At 35.1% G+C, this 16769-nt stretch carries 17 protein-coding genes; 9 read left to right on the top strand and 8 right to left on the bottom strand.

Going from position 1 to position 16769, the window contains the following annotated elements:
* Positions 1-49: 49 nt before the first annotated feature.
* From PL77_RS20350 to PL77_RS20315, 8 genes are all read left to right on the top strand, one after another.
* The gene (locus tag PL77_RS20350) at positions 50-1189 is read left to right on the top strand and encodes a hypothetical protein (protein ID WP_044209568.1); all 1140 of its coding nucleotides are present in this window, start codon (positions 50-52) and stop codon (positions 1187-1189) included.
* A 10-nt stretch (positions 1190-1199) separates the two neighbouring features.
* A complete protein-coding gene (locus PL77_RS20345) occupies positions 1200-1721 on the top strand; it encodes a mechanosensitive ion channel family protein (protein WP_052444595.1) in 522 nt (173 codons plus the stop codon).
* Between the two features lie 237 nt (positions 1722-1958).
* Entirely contained in the window at positions 1959-2150 is a 192-nt protein-coding gene (locus PL77_RS20340) for a hypothetical protein (RefSeq protein ID WP_044209566.1), read from the top strand.
* Between the two features lie 80 nt (positions 2151-2230).
* Positions 2231-2608, top strand: a complete 378-nt coding sequence (locus PL77_RS20335; RefSeq protein ID WP_044209563.1) for a hypothetical protein — start codon at positions 2231-2233, stop codon at positions 2606-2608.
* A gap of 27 nt (positions 2609-2635) precedes the next feature.
* The gene (locus tag PL77_RS20330; protein ID WP_044209560.1) at positions 2636-3187 is read left to right on the top strand and encodes a hypothetical protein; all 552 of its coding nucleotides are present in this window, start codon (positions 2636-2638) and stop codon (positions 3185-3187) included.
* Between the two features lie 38 nt (positions 3188-3225).
* Positions 3226-3870, top strand: coding sequence for an HdeD family acid-resistance protein (locus PL77_RS20325; RefSeq protein ID WP_044209556.1), 645 nt, complete (start codon positions 3226-3228; stop codon positions 3868-3870).
* 194 nt (positions 3871-4064) lie between these two features.
* Positions 4065-4853, top strand: coding sequence for a hypothetical protein (locus PL77_RS30895; protein ID WP_052444594.1), 789 nt, complete (start codon positions 4065-4067; stop codon positions 4851-4853).
* 21 nt (positions 4854-4874) lie between these two features.
* Positions 4875-5528 (top strand): DUF2490 domain-containing protein, encoded by a 654-nt coding sequence (locus PL77_RS20315; RefSeq protein ID WP_044209553.1) that lies wholly within the window; start codon positions 4875-4877, stop codon positions 5526-5528.
* Between the two features lie 362 nt (positions 5529-5890).
* On the opposite strand, the gene PL77_RS20310 is transcribed toward PL77_RS20315, so the two are convergent.
* The 8 genes from PL77_RS20310 to PL77_RS20275 all read right to left on the bottom strand — a co-directional run bounded on the left by PL77_RS20310 (position 5891) and on the right by PL77_RS20275 (position 12987).
* Positions 5891-7756 carry a DNA topoisomerase IV subunit B gene (locus PL77_RS20310; protein ID WP_044209550.1) on the bottom strand — a complete coding sequence of 622 codons (1866 nt, stop codon included), beginning with the start codon at positions 7754-7756 and terminating at the stop codon, positions 5891-5893.
* A gap of 161 nt (positions 7757-7917) precedes the next feature.
* A complete protein-coding gene (locus PL77_RS20305; protein WP_052444593.1) occupies positions 7918-8412 on the bottom strand; it encodes a C40 family peptidase in 495 nt (164 codons plus the stop codon).
* Between the two features lie 220 nt (positions 8413-8632).
* Positions 8633-9268 carry a C40 family peptidase gene (locus PL77_RS30890; protein ID WP_052444592.1) on the bottom strand — a complete coding sequence of 212 codons (636 nt, stop codon included), beginning with the start codon at positions 9266-9268 and terminating at the stop codon, positions 8633-8635.
* 171 nt (positions 9269-9439) lie between these two features.
* A complete protein-coding gene (rnc, locus tag PL77_RS20295; RefSeq protein WP_044209547.1) occupies positions 9440-10183 on the bottom strand; it encodes a ribonuclease III in 744 nt (247 codons plus the stop codon).
* Between the two features lie 200 nt (positions 10184-10383).
* Entirely contained in the window at positions 10384-11637 is a 1254-nt protein-coding gene (gene fabF / locus PL77_RS20290) for a beta-ketoacyl-ACP synthase II (RefSeq protein ID WP_044209545.1), read from the bottom strand.
* A 125-nt stretch (positions 11638-11762) separates the two neighbouring features.
* Positions 11763-11999: an acyl carrier protein gene (locus PL77_RS20285; protein WP_044209543.1), complete on the bottom strand. Its 237-nt coding sequence runs from the start codon at positions 11997-11999 to the stop codon at positions 11763-11765.
* Between the two features lie 139 nt (positions 12000-12138).
* Positions 12139-12564: a hypothetical protein gene (locus tag PL77_RS20280; RefSeq protein WP_044209541.1), complete on the bottom strand. Its 426-nt coding sequence runs from the start codon at positions 12562-12564 to the stop codon at positions 12139-12141.
* 12 nt (positions 12565-12576) lie between these two features.
* On the bottom strand, positions 12577-12987 hold the full coding sequence (locus PL77_RS20275; RefSeq protein WP_044209538.1) for a phage holin family protein: 411 nt from the start codon (positions 12985-12987) through the stop codon (positions 12577-12579).
* A 233-nt stretch (positions 12988-13220) separates the two neighbouring features.
* Between PL77_RS20275 and PL77_RS20270 the strand changes: the two genes are divergently transcribed.
* A complete protein-coding gene (locus PL77_RS20270) occupies positions 13221-16763 on the top strand; it encodes a caspase family protein (RefSeq protein WP_044209535.1) in 3543 nt (1180 codons plus the stop codon).
* Positions 16764-16769 lie beyond the last annotated feature (6 nt).

The following is a 16769-nucleotide window of genomic DNA, read 5'->3' as shown; positions in this document are numbered from 1 at the left end:
AAGTACTGGGGTAGAAATACTTCAGTACTTCACTTCAACCAATAATAAAATGAAACAAATCACTCAAGTTCTCCTTGCTATTCTATCCACTTTTATTTTTGGAAATCCACAATCATATGCCTCTGAAATACTAGAAGAAAAAGAGGGTAACACTATCAATGATAGTATTCCGAAGCCAAAGTTCACTTATAATTTCTCAGGTAGAATTCATAAATCATTAATGTTGGTGGACGATGGAGGTGGTACCTTGGAAGGTCCTTATGTGATGGACTCAGACCAAGCACCCTCACGGTTAAAACTAGTTGTTCAAAGTGAAAAATCATTGCCTTTTTATGTAGGTGCTAATATAGAAGTGGCTGTGCAGAGTAGAAGGCCCTCTCATGTTACGCAAGAGCAGGCTAACCCTGGTTCGGTGATTAGAATGCTGGCAAGTGAGTTGACCTTTGGGCATGAAAAGTTGGGGTATATAGACGTAGGAATAGGTTTAACTTCTTCTACAATGTTTCTCCATAGTGATTTAAGTGGTATAGCAAATGGTAATATCTTGATTTTAGGACTAGCCTCACAAGGGTTATATTTTAGAGATCGAGAGTCAGGAGAACTGAGTGATACTCAAATTAGAGATTATTTTTATACGCCAGAAAGAATGCTGATTACAGATAGAGTACGTTATAGAAGCCCTGTCTTTTTAAATGGTCTAGAAGTACAAGCAAGTATAAGTACATCTGCTCAATGGGATGCAGCCATTAATTATTTCAAGAACTACGAACAATGGGATTTTAGATCATATATATCTTATGAACATCAGCCTTCACCTACTTTTTCAGGTAGAACGGTATTGGGATTATCAGGAAAACATCATGCTTCAGGGTTGAGTATTTCATCTTTATTCTCAACAGCAAGTAAAATGGATAATATGAATAATTCTAACGGATATATTGTTAGGTTAGAAATAGAGAGAAATTGGTGGGAATATGGTTCTACCTCTTTCGTTGTAGATTATTCCGAAGGGTTTTCAATTGGTTATGAAAATGAGAAAATTGAAAGTATAGGAGTATATACTCAACAAAAAATTACTCCTTTAAATTTTGATATTTATGCCGGAATAAGAACCTATTCCGTTTTTAGTTCAGAGAAAAGTTTACTGCCTATTAAAACGTATACAATGGGTATGATTTTCACCTTCTAACAATGAGATAATGACACATATATTTCCAAATATCACTATTAATATAGGTAATATCATTTCAACAATCTTGATAATAGGTGTTGCCTTAACCTTGAAATTTTCGTTTCTACGATTATTAAATAAAACAGTAACTACTTCTACTTTTCAAACAAGAAGAAAAGTAGTCATCTCTAAAGTGATTAACGTAGCAATAATTGTAATATCAATATTACTGATTTTAGGAGTATGGGAAGTGAATTCGGAAGATTTAGGTATTTACTTGACCTCTATCTTCACAATTATAGGCGTTGCATTTTTTGCTCAATGGTCACACCTATCTAACATTACAGCAGGAGTAATTATATTCTTAACAAGCCCTTTAAAGATTGGTGATCAAATTCATATCTACGAAGGTGATGGCATTCAAGGAGCAATTACAGATATAGGATTATTTTTTACAACCATCATTACAGAAAAGAACCAAAGACTGATGCTAACCAATACAGCATTTATGCAAAAGTTATGGTCAGTGAAGATTTCAACTATAAAGTGATATGATGTAGTTAAAAAAGCGAATTATTATTCAATAATAGAATAAGTATCAGGTATTTATCTGATGTTTATTTATTTATGCCAAGTATGTTCCACTACTATCTACTAAATTTTCAGGTTATTATACGGGATGTCATTTTTTACAATAAGCATGTTGTTATATACAATTTTAAGGTGCAGAATACCTCTACTTTTGTCATGTAATCATTAATCAATCTATTAAAAAACAAGAAAGAAAATGAAACAGAATCCAATTGTTAGAGTTTATGCAAGATTAAAAAAATATGCTGTTGTTATGTTCGCTTTAGTGTTTATTTTTATTGTGTTTGGTAATGTGGTAAAAGCACAGAATAGTATTCCAGATTATAGAACTCAAGGATATATTAAATGTTATCCAGCGATCAATAAAGTAGAAACAGAAATTAATTAATCACGATCAAATACGTTTACCTATCAATTTAATCTAATAGTGGTGAGGTAATACTCACCAATCCCTTATCAATCTCAATAATGAAAAATCTACTTTTTACTATTCTACTGTTTTCTCTCTTTGCATTCACTTCATGCATCTCAGAAAAGCAATTATTCATAGATGATCTCAAAAGTGAAATTCCTTTGGACGAAGAAGGAAGAATGAACATTAATGTCTCTTATGAGGGAAGTAAAATCATCTTTGAACTGGAACCTCTAGATGTACCTTATTCTCCTTCAGCTCATCATTTCTTTGGTTTATTTTCAGACCAGTCACTCATGAGTAAAATAGACATTGGTAAAGACTCTCCGCTCTATAATGCTAAGTATCATTTTGATCGTTATGAGATACGAGTAAAGTATACAGATCAAAAATTATCCACAGGAGAAAGACTATTAAAGTTCGAAGAAAATTAATCTCATCATCATCAATCTACATCAATTATGATCGCAGTTATCACTCAAGCAATCATCTCGGCTATTAGTATTCCTACTGAAGCAAATAATATCAATGTTCATTTAGTGAATGGAGAAGTAGTTTCTATCACACCTAAAGAATGGAGAAAAGGATATAAACATTCTGATGAATTCAGTATCGTATATAAGCGGGATAAAGCGTTTTATCAAATTCATCGCAAAGAAATAAGCCATGTAAGTTATGAATCATTAGACACCTATGATAAAACGGCAGACTTCTTAAAGGAGTATGCTGAAATACATGATCTAGATGAAAAAGTCTTAAACTATTATCATACAAAAAGGCATAAAAGCTCCAGAACATCTCAAACGTTTGCAGTTGGAGCATGGACGATTGGATTAGTAGTAAATCCATGGTTTCTACTTGTGGCACCTTTGCCTACTTCTCAAGCAATAGGGCATATGAAAACAGTAGATTATCAATATGTATTAAGAGGGAAAGAGTGGCGAAAATGTAAAAAGGAACACAAGTCAAAAATCAAAGCACTAAAACAAAAAGCACTTTCTCAAAAGAGCTAAATCTTCAAATATATTAATTAAATTAAACATTAAAAGTCATGATTGAAAAATTAAAGTCGTCGTTAAAATACTGGTATTTATTCGTTATTGCAGGTCTTATTTTTATTACTGGAGGTATTCTCACTTTTACTTTTCCATTAGCAAGTTATCTTACAGTAGCCATGGCATTTGCTTATTTCTTTGTGATAGAAGGAATATCAGAAGTTATTTTCTCGATTGTTAATCGTAAAAAAATTAAAGGCTGGGGATGGACTTTAGTATACGGATTAACCTCTATTGTAATTGGGGTTGTACTAATTATTAATCCTGAAATTTCGGCAAGCACAATGCCATTATATTATGGATTTTTATTCTTAGTAAAGTCTATGATTGGAGTTACTATAGGAGCTTCAATACAAAAAGAAACAGGTTTTGGAAGTGGCCTTATAGCAATTGGAGTGATTGGAGTGATTTTGTCAACAATTTTAATGGTTAATCCTTTGTTTGCTGGATTTACAATTCTATTTACTACAGGAGTTGTATTAATTGCTTCAGGTGTCTACAGTATTGCTCTAGGAGTTGAATATAGAAAAATTAAAAAGGAAGCTTCTTTATATGAAGAGAAGGAGTTGGCAGACAAAGAAGTTGCTACAGAGGAAAAAGAAAAGCAAGAAGAAGAGAAGACAGCATCAGAAGTATCTTAATATAAATTTTTAAAAACCGTAATTATAGCTATGGTTAGCTTCTTAAAAATGAAGTTAACCATGGCTTTTTTATATAAAATACTAATAAGGACATAGTTTGTCATTTTTTACAATGACACTGTTATAATGTACAATTTTAAGGTGCTGTAAATGAACACTTTTGTAGTGTAATCAATACTTAAAATCTCTACAAAATGAAAAAATCTATTTTACTTCTACCTATCATTTTAATCTCATTTATTCATGTTGCTTTCGCTCAAAAAGATGAGCTTGCTGCGAAATTACAAAACCCCTTGGCCAACATTGTTGCATTACCAATACAACATAATGTAGGCATTGGATCACCAGCTTATGAAGGTTCAACTTATTCAATGTCACTACAACCAATTATTGCCAATGAACATAAACATTTTAACCTGGTACATAGAGGTGTTTTTGCAGTCTCTTATTTACCACCTACTGCTGAAACACAAAGTGTAGTAGGAGTTAGTGACCTTAATTATTCATTCTTCTTATCACCCAAAAAAGTAACAAAATTAGCATGGGGTGTGGGTCCTTCAATAGATATGCCTACCGCTTCAAATGAAATGTTAGGAACAGGTAAGTGGGGAGCAGGAGCCGCTTTTGTAATGGTTTATCAAACACCAAATTGGACATTTGATATGGTCGTAAGACAAACGTTCTCATTTGGAGGTGATGCACAAAGAAATGATGTACATAGTTTCGTTTGTCAAGCTTTAGCTGCTTATGGATTAGGAAATGGATGGGTGATCAATACGTTTCCAACAATCACTGCCAACTGGAATGCTGAAGCAGGTCAAAAGTGGACCGTTCCTTTAGGAGGAGGATTCAATAAACTGGTTTTTATTGGTGGTAAAATCCCTATGAATATCGGAGCTCAATACTACCATAATGTTGTAAGACCAGACAATGCTGCAAAAGGTGAATTCAGGCTCATCACAACTATTGTTTTAAGAAAGTAATTACAAAAACAATTATAGGAAATGAAACGCACTATTTTCTTTCTTACCATTCTCTTTTACCTACTTTCTTCTTATTCTGCTTATGCACAAGATAATATGGTGTGGTTTCATTATTTCAATAAATTCAAACTCTCTTATAAGTTTTCAATTGACTCTGATATCGGTTATCGAAATGACTTTCATGATTTAGCAAGATGGCAATTTCGAAGTGGCCTGAAATATGATCTAACAGAAGACTTTAATATTCGTGCTGGTATTATGTATGTGCAAGGGCAAAGTACCAATCAGGAGTTACGCTTTTATCAAGATTTGATCTATAAAGCTAGAATAGGAGAAGTGATTATCGCCAATCGACTCCGGTTTGAAGAACAATATTTCCCAACTTTAAATAAGACAAGCTACAGGCTTCGATTCAACCCAATGATGAAATTCTCTACTGAAATAGGCTTATTATCTGCAGGAGTAGAACCTTTTATCAATCTTGATGGATTTAAAGTATCAAGTAATCGAATGTACTTTGGGATTACTCGCTACTTCACAAAAAACACTTTGATCACTCTTCAATATATCAGAGAAAGCAGTTATTCAAGAACAGAAGTTGATACTATCAATTCCTCTCATATGATTCGAATAAAGATTGATCATATGTTGAATCCTTTGAGGATAGTAAAATAAAGCAATTGAGTTTACCTGATATTTTAATAAAAAAACGTCCATAATCGAACAAAGTGATTGGAATTGATACATAATAAAATGACTTTTAAAATCATTTAAATTTATAACCAGCTGTAAATAAGTTAATTGTAAGTTTTAGGTCCGTTTTTGAATTATAGTTGGTACAGTGTCAAATATATAGTATTAGTAGTTTAGCATTAGAGAACATTACGTTTATAATGTAAAAATTAAAAGTAATAAATAGTTACACGTTATTAGAAGAAGGGATGAGTGTTTCACCAAACTTTCTTAATTTAGTCCTAAAAAAAGAGGTAGGTATCTTTAAAGATTCCTACCTCTTTTTGATTGTAGTGGATTGCAATTTAGCTTGCTTCCTCTACTTCATCTCTTTCTACACGCAAGTTATCAATGATAAAGCGTTGACGGTCCATGGTGTTTTTACCCATATAGTACTGAAGCAATTGTTTTGTATTGCTGTCTTCACTCATAATTACAGGTTCCAAACGGATGTCTTCACCAATAAAACCACTGAACTCGTCAGGAGAAATTTCACCTAGACCCTTAAAACGAGTGATCTCAGGCTTATTTCCTAGTTCTTTGATAGCATTGATACGCTCCTCATCAGAATAACAGTAAATGGTTTTCTTCTTGTTTCTTACTCTGAAAAGTGGTGTCTCAAGGATATAAACATGTCCTTTTTCTACCAAATCAGGGAAAAACTGTAAGAAGAAAGTCAAGATCAACAAACGAATGTGCATACCATCCACATCGGCATCGGTAGCAATAACCACTCTGTTGTATCTTAATCCATCAATTCCGTCCTCAATGTTTAAGGCGTGTTGCAGGAGGTTAAATTCTTCGTTTTCGTACACTACTTTTTTAGTCAAGCCAAATGAGTTCAATGGCTTACCTCTCAAACTAAATACTGCTTGAGATTGTACGTCACGAGATTTAGTAATACTACCACTTGCTGAGTCACCCTCGGTGATAAACAGTGTTGTATTTCTTTTATCTTCTTCCTCTCCTTTTTTATCGTTGAAGTGCTTACGGCAATCTCTCAATTTTTTGTTGTGAAGATTGGCCTTTTTTGCTCTTTCGTTGGCAATTTTCTTAACACCTGCAATTTCCTTACGCTCACGCTCCGATTGTTGGATACGCTTTAATAAAGCTTGAGCAACTTCAGCATTTTTGTGTAAGAAGTTATCCAGTACTTTATGAACATATTCATTGACAAATGTTCTTAATGTAGGACCGTCTGGAGCAATGTGTGTAGAACCTAATTTAGTTTTCGTCTGAGATTCGAAAACAGGTTCTTGTACTCTTACAGAAACAGCACCTACAATGGATGCTCTGATATCAGCCGCATCAAAATTCTTTCCAAAGAAGTCACGAACAGTCTTTACAATCGCCTCACGGAATGCTGATAGATGCGTTCCTCCTTGCGTTGTATTCTGACCGTTTACAAAAGAGTGGTAATTTTCACCGTATTGATTAGAGTGCGTAAAGGCAAACTCTATATCCTCTCCTTTGAAATGAATGATAGGGTAACGAATTTGCTCCGCATTCGTTTTTCTTTCTAAAAGATCACGAAGACCATTTTTAGAAAGATACATTTTATCATTAAGTTTTAACGATAACCCTGAATTAAGGTAAGCATAATTCCAGAACAAATCATCCAAATAATCCGGGAGGAAACGATAGTTTTTGAAGATCGTTGGATCTGGCTTAAAGTAAACCGTAGTACCATTTTTCTCTTTTGATTTCTCAATTGGAAAATCAGTTGTCAATTTACCTGCCTCAAATTCGGCTACTTTTTTCTCTCCATTTCTTACCGATTGTACTCTAAAGAAATTAGAAAGGGCATTTACCGCTTTTGTACCCACACCGTTCAAACCTACAGATTTTTGGAAGGCGTTGGAATCGTATTTTGCACCTGTATTGATTTTGGACACACAGTCGATCACTTTCCCCAATGGAATTCCTCTACCGTAATCTTTTACCAAAACGGCACCTTCGTCAACGGTAACATCAATCTGCTTACCGAATCCCATCATGTGTTCGTCGATACTGTTGTCCACCACTTCTTTAACAAGGACGTATATACCATCATCAGGAGCCGAACCGTCTCCCAATTTACCGATATACATACCTGGTCTTAAGCGTATATGATCACGAGGATCCAGTGATTTAATACTGCTCTCGTCATAATTATGTGTAGTATCTGCCATATCTCGTTATGCTTTCTCCACAATAATAGTTCTTAAATTAAACAAAATGAACCTATGATGGTTAATTTGTCTTATTTTTAATCATTCATGACAGGAAATTATCAAAATTTGATCAAAAAAATATAGAACTAAAAAATTATGCTGAATTTAAAAAAAAGCTTTTACTCTCCCAAACGTCTGATATCAACCAATCGGTCTTTCCAGTAGGGAGAATAGGCCACTTCCTTCACGCCATCTTTTGAAGAAGTATAGATGAAGTTGAAACCTTGTTTTGTGATTTTAGAAATGATGCCACAATTCGATACTTGATTACTTCCTTTACGTTGGCTAAAGAATACAAGGTCACCAGCTTGAGGTTGATCAGCTGCTACTTTTGCACCTTGTCTTGCCTGTTCACGACTGATTCTAGCTAATTTTACACCTGAAGCTTGCCATGACATCATTGTTAAGCCACTTGCGTCAATTCCTTCTTTTGAATTACCGCCTGATTTGTAAGGTGTACCAATAAAATCTCTTGCTGTCACCACTGCTAATTCTGCTTTTTCTGTTTGTGATTTTACGTCAGTATTAGCTTCGCCCTCTTGCGAAGAAGTGCCACATGAAAGGATAAATAAAGATAAGCAGAGGGAAATAATAATTTTTAAATGCTGATTCATTGTTCGATTGTTATATTAAAAAATTTGCTTTAAAAAGTATAAGTACTAAAACAAAATTATTTAATGATAATTCTATTTATTGTTTTACGATTACTTCCTTCAAAAAACGCTAAATAGAATCACAATTCATACGTTTTTTAGCGTTGTATTCACAAAAAATAAATAAGAATTAATTATGATATATTTTTGACTTACTACTTATACAATTTTTATACACAGTTTAATGTATTCTTCTGGCCCTACTGAAAATACCTTTCCAGTAAGCACTAGTCAATTCACTTTCCATTACTCCACGGGAAGTAGAAGCATGTATGAAATACATTTTGCCATCTTCCACTTCTGTGACCATCCCTACATGATTGATTCGAGTTCCTCCATGCGGATGGAAAAAGACTAAATCACCAGGCTGTAGGTTATTAAAGGAAACAGCTTTTCCTCTTTTTGCTTGTTCAGATGATACTCTAGGTAACTGTACATTGGCAGCTTGCCATGAAACGAGCATTAAACCAGAGCAATCCATTCCTTTTTTAGTAGTGCCACCTGTAGCATACTTTACGCCTTCAAATGACCATGCCGTTTTAATGGCAATTTTAGCTTTGCCTTCTGCTTTTACTGTTTTGACGGCCATTTCTGTTGCTACCGCAGTTGCTGTTTGGGCGTTGGTATTTTGTAATGCAGAATTTGCTGCAGCAGCAGTACTTTGTTGAGAGACACCCAATTCACTTAACTGCTTTTGTTTTACTTTGTCAAGGCGGTCTTGTCTGTTGGCGTAAGTATATTGTTTACCGAATTCGCAGGATTGAAAGGCGAAAGAAAAAAGTAACAAGATCAGTAATGTATATTGAGTATGTTTCATTTCTTCAAGAGTAATCTTATTGAAAATTAGGTGTTATGACCTCAAAAAGTGAATAGGAAAACCTCAAATCGTATGTAAACAATTTGAAATTTAATTAAAGATACGAAAAAGATAAAAGCCCTCTTAGAATTTTAGTTCTAAAAGGGCCTTTTTTAATGTGGTTGACAGTAATTAAGCGAGTGTCAGCGCTTCACAAGTCTTACGGGCAGCGTCTTGTTCGGCTTTTTTCTTACTATAGCCAGAACCTACTGCTTGCACTTCTCCGTCAATAATTAAGTTGACTTTGAATTGTTTTCCGTCTTTTCCTCCTTGCTTTGAAATAGTAAAATCAACAGTTTTACTATTCTTCTGAGCCCACTCAATAATGAGACTTTTAAAATTGGTTGTTGTTGAGATGATTTCCTCAATGTCATAGTGCATCATCAATAACTTATGAATGATGAACCTGCGTGTGAAGTGAAATCCTCTGTCTAAATAAACAGCACCAATGAAAGCTTCCATTGCATCACCATAAATTGATTTATGACTTAATGCAGAGTTTTTTCGACCTTCAAAAGCGACCATTTGACTCAAACCAATCTTAACAGCCAAGCGGTTAAGAGATTCTCGGTTTACAATTCTAGAACGAATTTCAGTTAGGAAACCCTCGTCTTTGTAAGGATAGCGTTTGAAAAGATATTCCGCTACCACCGAACCTAAAACGGCGTCTCCCAAGTATTCAAGACGTTCGTTCGATTCTTTAAAACCTTTCATTGCTCCACTTTCGAAAGCAACAGATGTATGTTGCATTGCGAGGTGATACAATTTGATGTTAAAAGGTTTTCTTCCGATAATTCTTGTTACAACCTTGGCTAATTTTTTCTCCTGCTCATTATAAGGCGTGACCCATCGTTTTAAGAATTTTCCTAAAATCATTGATCAGTATTATAGTCTCGATAAATTCGAGGAGTAAAAAACATTCCCCAAAAATGTAAAAAATATCTAAAACAAAGGTGTTTTATTTCAATTCTTTTTTTTGTAGGGAATACTAAAGATAACAGAGTTTTTTTTAAGGAAAACAAAAAACCCGTTAGAAATTAGGCTTACTAACGGGTTTCTGCTAAGAAAAGTACAAATTATTCAGCGTACTTTTTGAATACCATTGAGAAGTTATGACCTCCAAAACCAAATGTATTCGACAAGGCAATATTCACGTCGCGTTGTTGTGCCTCATTGAAAGTACAATTTAATTTAGGATCTAATTTCTCATCTGGAGTAGTATTGTTGATCGTTGGAGGGATCACACCTTTATTAAGAACTAATAAACATGCTAATGCTTCTACTGCACCTGCAGCACCCAAAAGGTGACCTGTCATAGATTTAGTAGAAGAGATACTTAAGTTATAAGCATCTTCTCCAAAGACTTTTTTGATTGCGTTTACCTCTCCGATATCACCAAGTGGAGTAGAAGTACCGTGAACGTTGATATAATCAACATCTTTCGGCTCGATTCCAGCATCTTTCATTGCCTCAGCCATTACTCTGCTTGAACCTTCTCCCTCTGGGTGAGGAGCAGTCATATGATAAGCATCAGCAGTCATACCACCACCAATTACTTCACCATAGATTTTTGCACCTCTCGCTTTTGCATGCTCTAATTCTTCGAAGATAAATGCACCGGCACCTTCACCAAGTACAAATCCATCTCTGTTTGCATCAAAAGGTCTTGAGGCAGTTGCAGGATCATCATTACGTGTTGATAATGCACGTAAAGCATTGAAACCACCGATACCCGCTTCGCAAACTGCAGCTTCAGAGCCACCAGTTACGAATAGGTCAGCCATTCCAAAACGAATATAATTGAAAGCATCTACCATTGCGTTAGTCGCAGAAGCACATGCTGATACAGTCGTGAAGTTAGGTCCTTTTAGTCCCCAAGTCATAGAAATATGACCAGGTATTAAGTCAGGAATCATCTTCGGAATGAAGAAAGGATTAAAACGTGGTGTCCCGTCACCCAAAGCGAAGCCAGAAACCTCGTCTTGGAAGGATTTTAGACCACCGATTCCTGAACCCCAAATGACACCAAAACGCTCTTTATTAACAGCGTCTAAGTCCATTCCAGAATCTTCAATGGCTTGTTTAGCTACCGCAACACCATATTGGCTTACGAGATCCATTTTACGAACCTCTTTGCGGTCAATATAATCAGTTGCTACGAAGCCTTTCACTTCGCAAGCAAATTGAGTTTTGAATTTCGAGGCATCAAACTTAGTGATTGGAGTAGCACCGCTAACCCCTTTTTCTAAATTTGCCCAATACTCTTCAACAGTGTTGCCTAGTGGTGTTAATGCACCAATTCCAGTTATTACAACTCTTCTAGCGTTCATAAGATTTTGATTTTGGAAGATCCCAAAAAAACAAACCTGACAGATTTAGCACCTAGAAAAAACTGAGGTACTTGCACTATCAGGTTCGCTAGCGTCTGATTCGCTTATTTTAAAGGGAGTGTAAATTACTTTACGTTCTCTTCAAGGTATTCGATTGCGTTACCTACAGTTGTGATGCTTTCTGCTTGATCATCAGGAATAGAAGTGTTGAATTCTTTTTCAAATTCCATGATTAACTCAACAGTGTCAAGTGAGTCAGCACCTAAATCGTTTGTGAATGAAGCCTCTGGTGTTACATCTGATTCTTCTACACCAAGCTTATCAACGATAATTTGTTTTACTTTTTCTGCAATTTCGGACATCTTAATAACTTTTAGTTGACCAATTTAACTGCAAAGAAATGAATTAGAATTTATAACTGCAAGTATCTTCATCATTAACAGATCGTATAAGTTATGCAAGCATACGTATACGTCGTTAAGTATTTGAAAGTGAGTTACTTTATTTCTTCTTTTTTTCTTTGCGACTTTCTAAATAATTCAAAATTTCTTCTTTAGCCACTCCCATAAGGAAAACTGTGGCCTCTTCACGAAGCATTTTTCCAAAAGATGGAACCCTGCTTTCGTGCGTATCAGTACTTACAATTTTCTTACCTTTTTTGGTAGGAACTTCAAGTTTTGAAAGTTTTTTTAAGTATTTCTTTTGACTTCTACTTTTGTGAATACGCAGTGCCCATTGTGATATACCATAGGTCACTACAAGTGCTGCACCGTACGTAAAAATCTTTTTTATATCTTGTTGTGTTTCAGAAACGGTTCCTTGTGCTAAATCTACTAATTCTTGTTTAGCTAATTTAGTTTGCTCTTTGAGCTGGATCTTTTCTGCTTTTAATTTTTCTCTAACTGTATTTGTTTTTTGCTCGCTCATAAGAAATATAGGTTATTCATTATTTTCTTCTTGCAATCTATCAATGGCTTCATCGATCCAAATAAGGAACTGATTACGCAAATGCGTAGTGTAATAAAGTGCCAGACCAAAAAGGCCTACACAAAATACCCCTACAATCGTAAATCCTGCAAAGGATGGCCATGAGAAAATGTAATTGACAAATAAAGCAAACCCCAATGCAAAAAAGGCAAAGGCAAGCGTTAAAAATGTCAGCATAATCACAAAAATTGCAATGACCGAAAGTGTTCCAGCTAAGCCTGTTTTGATCTGAATACTGAACAGTTTAGCATAAGTCTCTATCAGTTTTACAATGGCACTGATGATATTGTCAAACCGTTCTTTCTGACGGGCTTGTTCTTCTTCGGTAAATATTTTATTGCGTAATGAATTCCTTCTAGACATATAAAAAGATCAACCCTAAATGATGGTAGGATAAAAAATAATCTTAAAAATTAAAAGATAGACAAATATAGAAGAATACGGCTAATTTCATTGTATCATGACATAGTTTCTCTGTCCTTTTTAAATAAATCATCGAAGAGGTGGATTGATAGTGATACATGTGTTTATTATTAAGACCAAAGTTGTACATTACAAATACAAATTCAGTCTATTTCATTTAAATACCTCTTCTTTTGAAAGTACGTTTATTACTCTTATTCCTTCTTCTTTATCATACTCTACATTATGCTCAAACGCTTCAATTGACTTTATCAACTGGACATTTGGGGAAAGTAAAAGACTTGGCGATCACCAATGATGCGAAATTGTTGGCTACCGCTGGTGAAGACGCAGCAGTAAAAGTGTGGAATATTGATGATAAAAGATTATTGTACACACTTTACCCTCATGAAGTTGGGATTACATCGCTTTGTTTTTCTACAGATAATCAACATTTAGCTACGGCGGGAATGGACGGCAAGGTCAAGATTATTCATCTGAATTCTCAAGAGGTTGTTTATGAGTTTGATGAAGTAGAGGGAGAAGTTTTTAAACTGAAGTTTGTCGCTGGTTTTCTCCTGTTTATTACAAAAGGTGGTATGATTTACCGTTTGGATTGGGAAAATAAACAATTGGCACCTGATGGAATGGAGATTAAATCAGACTTGGGCAATTTTTCCGCTTTAAATTACTCCTTTAAAATGAAATGGCTGACGGTTGGGAAAATGGAAGGAGACATTGTGGTTTGGAGAGGGTTTGATAGAACTAATGTTGCTAAAAAAGGTTTGCATACAGATTGGATTTCGGCAATTGATTATATTCCTTCTGATTCTCTAATAGTCACGGCATCATGGGATAAAACCATCAAAATATGGGATATAAATGCGGACACATTAGTAGATCAAATGACCTCTCCTGATAATACGCCTATTATAGACTTGAAATACTCCTCTTTTTTTAATGTATTAGTTTTTGCTACAAAAGCTCAAAACATTTATTTCTATAGTTATAAAAACGGTAAAATCAATAAAGAACCTTTAGGGGTGAGAGATGATTTTGAGAAAATGGTTTTTACCGAAAGTACGCAGTATGCAGCATTTTCTAATAAAGATGGATCTATATCAGTATGGAAATTAGAAGTTGGAAATTCTCAAACTAATGTGAGATGGAGACCTGTAAAGGGACACCTCGTTGATGGAGAGATCAACCTTGCTACCGGAGCGATTGCTTTCGTGTCAACGGATGGGATTTTTTATTCATGGGAACCCAATGAACACGTTGTTACAAGAAGCTGGAAGGTACATCATGAATATGCTTCAGCATTAGAATATACACTAAATGGTAATAAATGGATCACTACCGGAGCGGATAGTTTAGTGAAAATATGGTCTGATCATGGGGAGTTATTAGATACTCTGCGACTAGAGCATAAAGGAATGACCCTGACGAATGTGCCTATCATTGGTCAAGTAGCCGTGGGGACAAAAGGTGGTGATGTACTTTTGTGGAATAGTAAAAAATCGACCAACAAGTTACTTTATCAGCATAATGGAGCAGTAGTTTGTGTAGAAAATGATAGTGATGCACGAACTATAGCCTCTATTGGGAGAGACCGGAAATTGATAGTATATAGCTTAGAAAAACAGAAAATCATTTTTGAAACTACCGTACCTGATTTATGGCTAAACGATTTAGAATTTTCAGAAGATGGGAAGCAATTAGTAGTCAGCGGCAAGAAAGGAATCTATGCTTGGAATTGTGGAGATTGGGCGGTCGTTGAACATAACGTACCTTCTGAGGATATTTTGGAAATTGATTATTTATCCAAAAAGCAACAATGGATTTTCGGCAAGAGAGCGGGAGATATTTCTATTTGGAATAAAGATTTGAGTAAAAAAATAGAACAGTTTGAAGGGGCTTCTATTCCGATGGTCGATATCATATCTTATATAGACCAAAATGTATTTTTTGCAATCAGAACCAATACCACCTTTGAAATATGGGATATTAAAAAGAAAAGGAAAGGAGGAGAGATCATTGTGACAGATGAAGGGAAGTGGGTCATTGAGCATCATTCGGGCTTGTTTGATGTGGGAGACCTCAATATGAGTGAACTTTATTATGTGTATGGTACAGAAACGATTGATTTTGATCAATTGAAAGATAAATATTGGGAACCGGGTTTGGCTTATGAAATTTTACAAGGTAATCCTTTAAGAAAAGTGCCTCCTTTGAGTGATTTATCACTTTTCCCCAAAACAAATACTTTTGAAAGAGAGGGAAAATTATACATAGAAGTAATTGATAGAGGTGGTGGAATTGGAGTTGTAAGTCTTTATATCAATAATAAGGAAGTCATTACGGATGTGTTGAAGGAAGGTCAAAAAGAAATTTATGAAGGAAAAGAGTATTATACTATCCTTTTGGATAAAGTGAAAATACACCTTATTCCTAATCAAGAAAATGATATAATGGTACTTACTTCCAACAAGGCAGGGACACTGAATGGGAGAGGAATTAAACTAAAGTATAAGGGAAAGGAAATAGAATTGGAAGCTCCTCCAACATTGTACGGTGTCATCGTGGGTGTTTCGGATTACAGGGGACGGTTGTTGGATTTGAAGTATGCAGCGGATGATGCAAAAGCAATGTATGAGGCTATTGATGTGGGAAGTGAAAAATTATTTGGTGTCAAAAATTCTGTCATTCAACTGCTGACAACCGATGCCGAGGAAGAAGTACTTCAACCTACAAAAGAAAATATTAAAGCGGCTTTTGAAAGTATTCACCAAAGAGCAAACTCTTCTGATATTCTATTTGTCTTTCTTGCAGGACATGGGGCCGTTGCCGAAAACAATGAGGGTGATAATGATTTCCATTTTCTAACCAAAGATATGAGTAACAGTGATCTTTCTGATCCTGATATCAAAAACAATTACACTATTAATGGAACTGAGCTTTTGGATTGGATTAAAGAAATCCCAATTTCGAAGCAGGTGTTTGTAGTAGATGCTTGTCATGCAGGTTCTTTTTCTACAGAATTGATTACTTCGAGGGATTATAATGAGGAAGGAATGAAGAAGAGGGCTTTGGAAAGGATGAGAGCCAAGACAGGAATGTTTATGCTTTCAGGTGCTTCTTCTGATAAAGTCAGCTATGAATCGTCTTATCTAGAGCACGGTTTACTCACTTATTCTTTGTTGGATTATTTGAAAAGAGGAGAGTTGGACGAAGGTCGATTCGTTGATGTACAAGATTTATTTGCTCATGCAGTAGAGTCTGTTCCTCAATTAGCCTCAGCCATGAGTGGCGAACAACAGCCAGAATACAGGGTGCCGGTTGGTGCAGGTAGTTTTTATATTGCAGAATTACCTCAAGCCGTTAGAGACAGTATCACACTTTCTATTCAGAAAAAATTGATTTCGGCCATCTATTTAGAAGATGCAGAAACTTGGGCTGATCACCTCCACCTCAGTCAGCAAGTGAAGACTTATTTTGTGTTAAAGGCAGAGGAAAAGGAATTGACAGTGCGCTATCAGAAAAATGCAAAAGGGCCTAATACTTATATAATAAGGGGTAAATATGAGGTTCATAAAAATAATATTCTCTTGAAATTACACTTAATATCAGAAAACAAAGTAACAGAAAAATGGACGGTCAAAGCTAAAGATATCAAAGACTGTCAAGAGCAACTATTTCATAAAATCGAAGTCTACTTTAATTCGTCGGAGGAATAATACTTA

Source organism: Flammeovirga sp. OC4, assembly GCF_000812565.1.
GTDB lineage: Bacteria > Bacteroidota > Bacteroidia > Cytophagales > Flammeovirgaceae > Flammeovirga.
Note: the sequence above shows the minus strand (reverse complement) of the source record. Positions and strands in the feature narration are given on the sequence as shown.

Bases quoted from the DNA above. Each gene is read 5' to 3' on its own strand.
- PL77_RS20350 (WP_044209568.1), top strand. From the start codon at position 50: ATGAAACAAATCACTCAAGTTCTCCTTGCTATTCTATCCACTTTTATT.
- PL77_RS20345 (WP_052444595.1), top strand. From the start codon at position 1,200: ATGACACATATATTTCCAAATATCACTATTAATATAGGTAATATCATT.
- PL77_RS20340 (WP_044209566.1), top strand. From the start codon at position 1,959: ATGAAACAGAATCCAATTGTTAGAGTTTATGCAAGATTAAAAAAATAT.
- PL77_RS20335 (WP_044209563.1), top strand. From the start codon at position 2,231: ATGAAAAATCTACTTTTTACTATTCTACTGTTTTCTCTCTTTGCATTC.
- PL77_RS20330 (WP_044209560.1), top strand. From the start codon at position 2,636: ATGATCGCAGTTATCACTCAAGCAATCATCTCGGCTATTAGTATTCCT.
- PL77_RS20325 (WP_044209556.1), top strand. From the start codon at position 3,226: ATGATTGAAAAATTAAAGTCGTCGTTAAAATACTGGTATTTATTCGTT.
- PL77_RS30895 (WP_052444594.1), top strand. From the start codon at position 4,065: ATGAAAAAATCTATTTTACTTCTACCTATCATTTTAATCTCATTTATT.
- PL77_RS20315 (WP_044209553.1), top strand. From the start codon at position 4,875: ATGAAACGCACTATTTTCTTTCTTACCATTCTCTTTTACCTACTTTCT.
- PL77_RS20310 (WP_044209550.1), bottom strand. From the start codon at position 7,756: ATGGCAGATACTACACATAATTATGACGAGAGCAGTATTAAATCACTG.
- PL77_RS20305 (WP_052444593.1), bottom strand. From the start codon at position 8,412: ATGAATCAGCATTTAAAAATTATTATTTCCCTCTGCTTATCTTTATTT.
- PL77_RS30890 (WP_052444592.1), bottom strand. From the start codon at position 9,268: ATGAAACATACTCAATATACATTACTGATCTTGTTACTTTTTTCTTTC.
- rnc (WP_044209547.1), bottom strand. From the start codon at position 10,183: ATGATTTTAGGAAAATTCTTAAAACGATGGGTCACGCCTTATAATGAG.
- fabF (WP_044209545.1), bottom strand. From the start codon at position 11,637: ATGAACGCTAGAAGAGTTGTAATAACTGGAATTGGTGCATTAACACCA.
- PL77_RS20285 (WP_044209543.1), bottom strand. From the start codon at position 11,999: ATGTCCGAAATTGCAGAAAAAGTAAAACAAATTATCGTTGATAAGCTT.
- PL77_RS20280 (WP_044209541.1), bottom strand. From the start codon at position 12,564: ATGAGCGAGCAAAAAACAAATACAGTTAGAGAAAAATTAAAAGCAGAA.
- PL77_RS20275 (WP_044209538.1), bottom strand. From the start codon at position 12,987: ATGTCTAGAAGGAATTCATTACGCAATAAAATATTTACCGAAGAAGAA.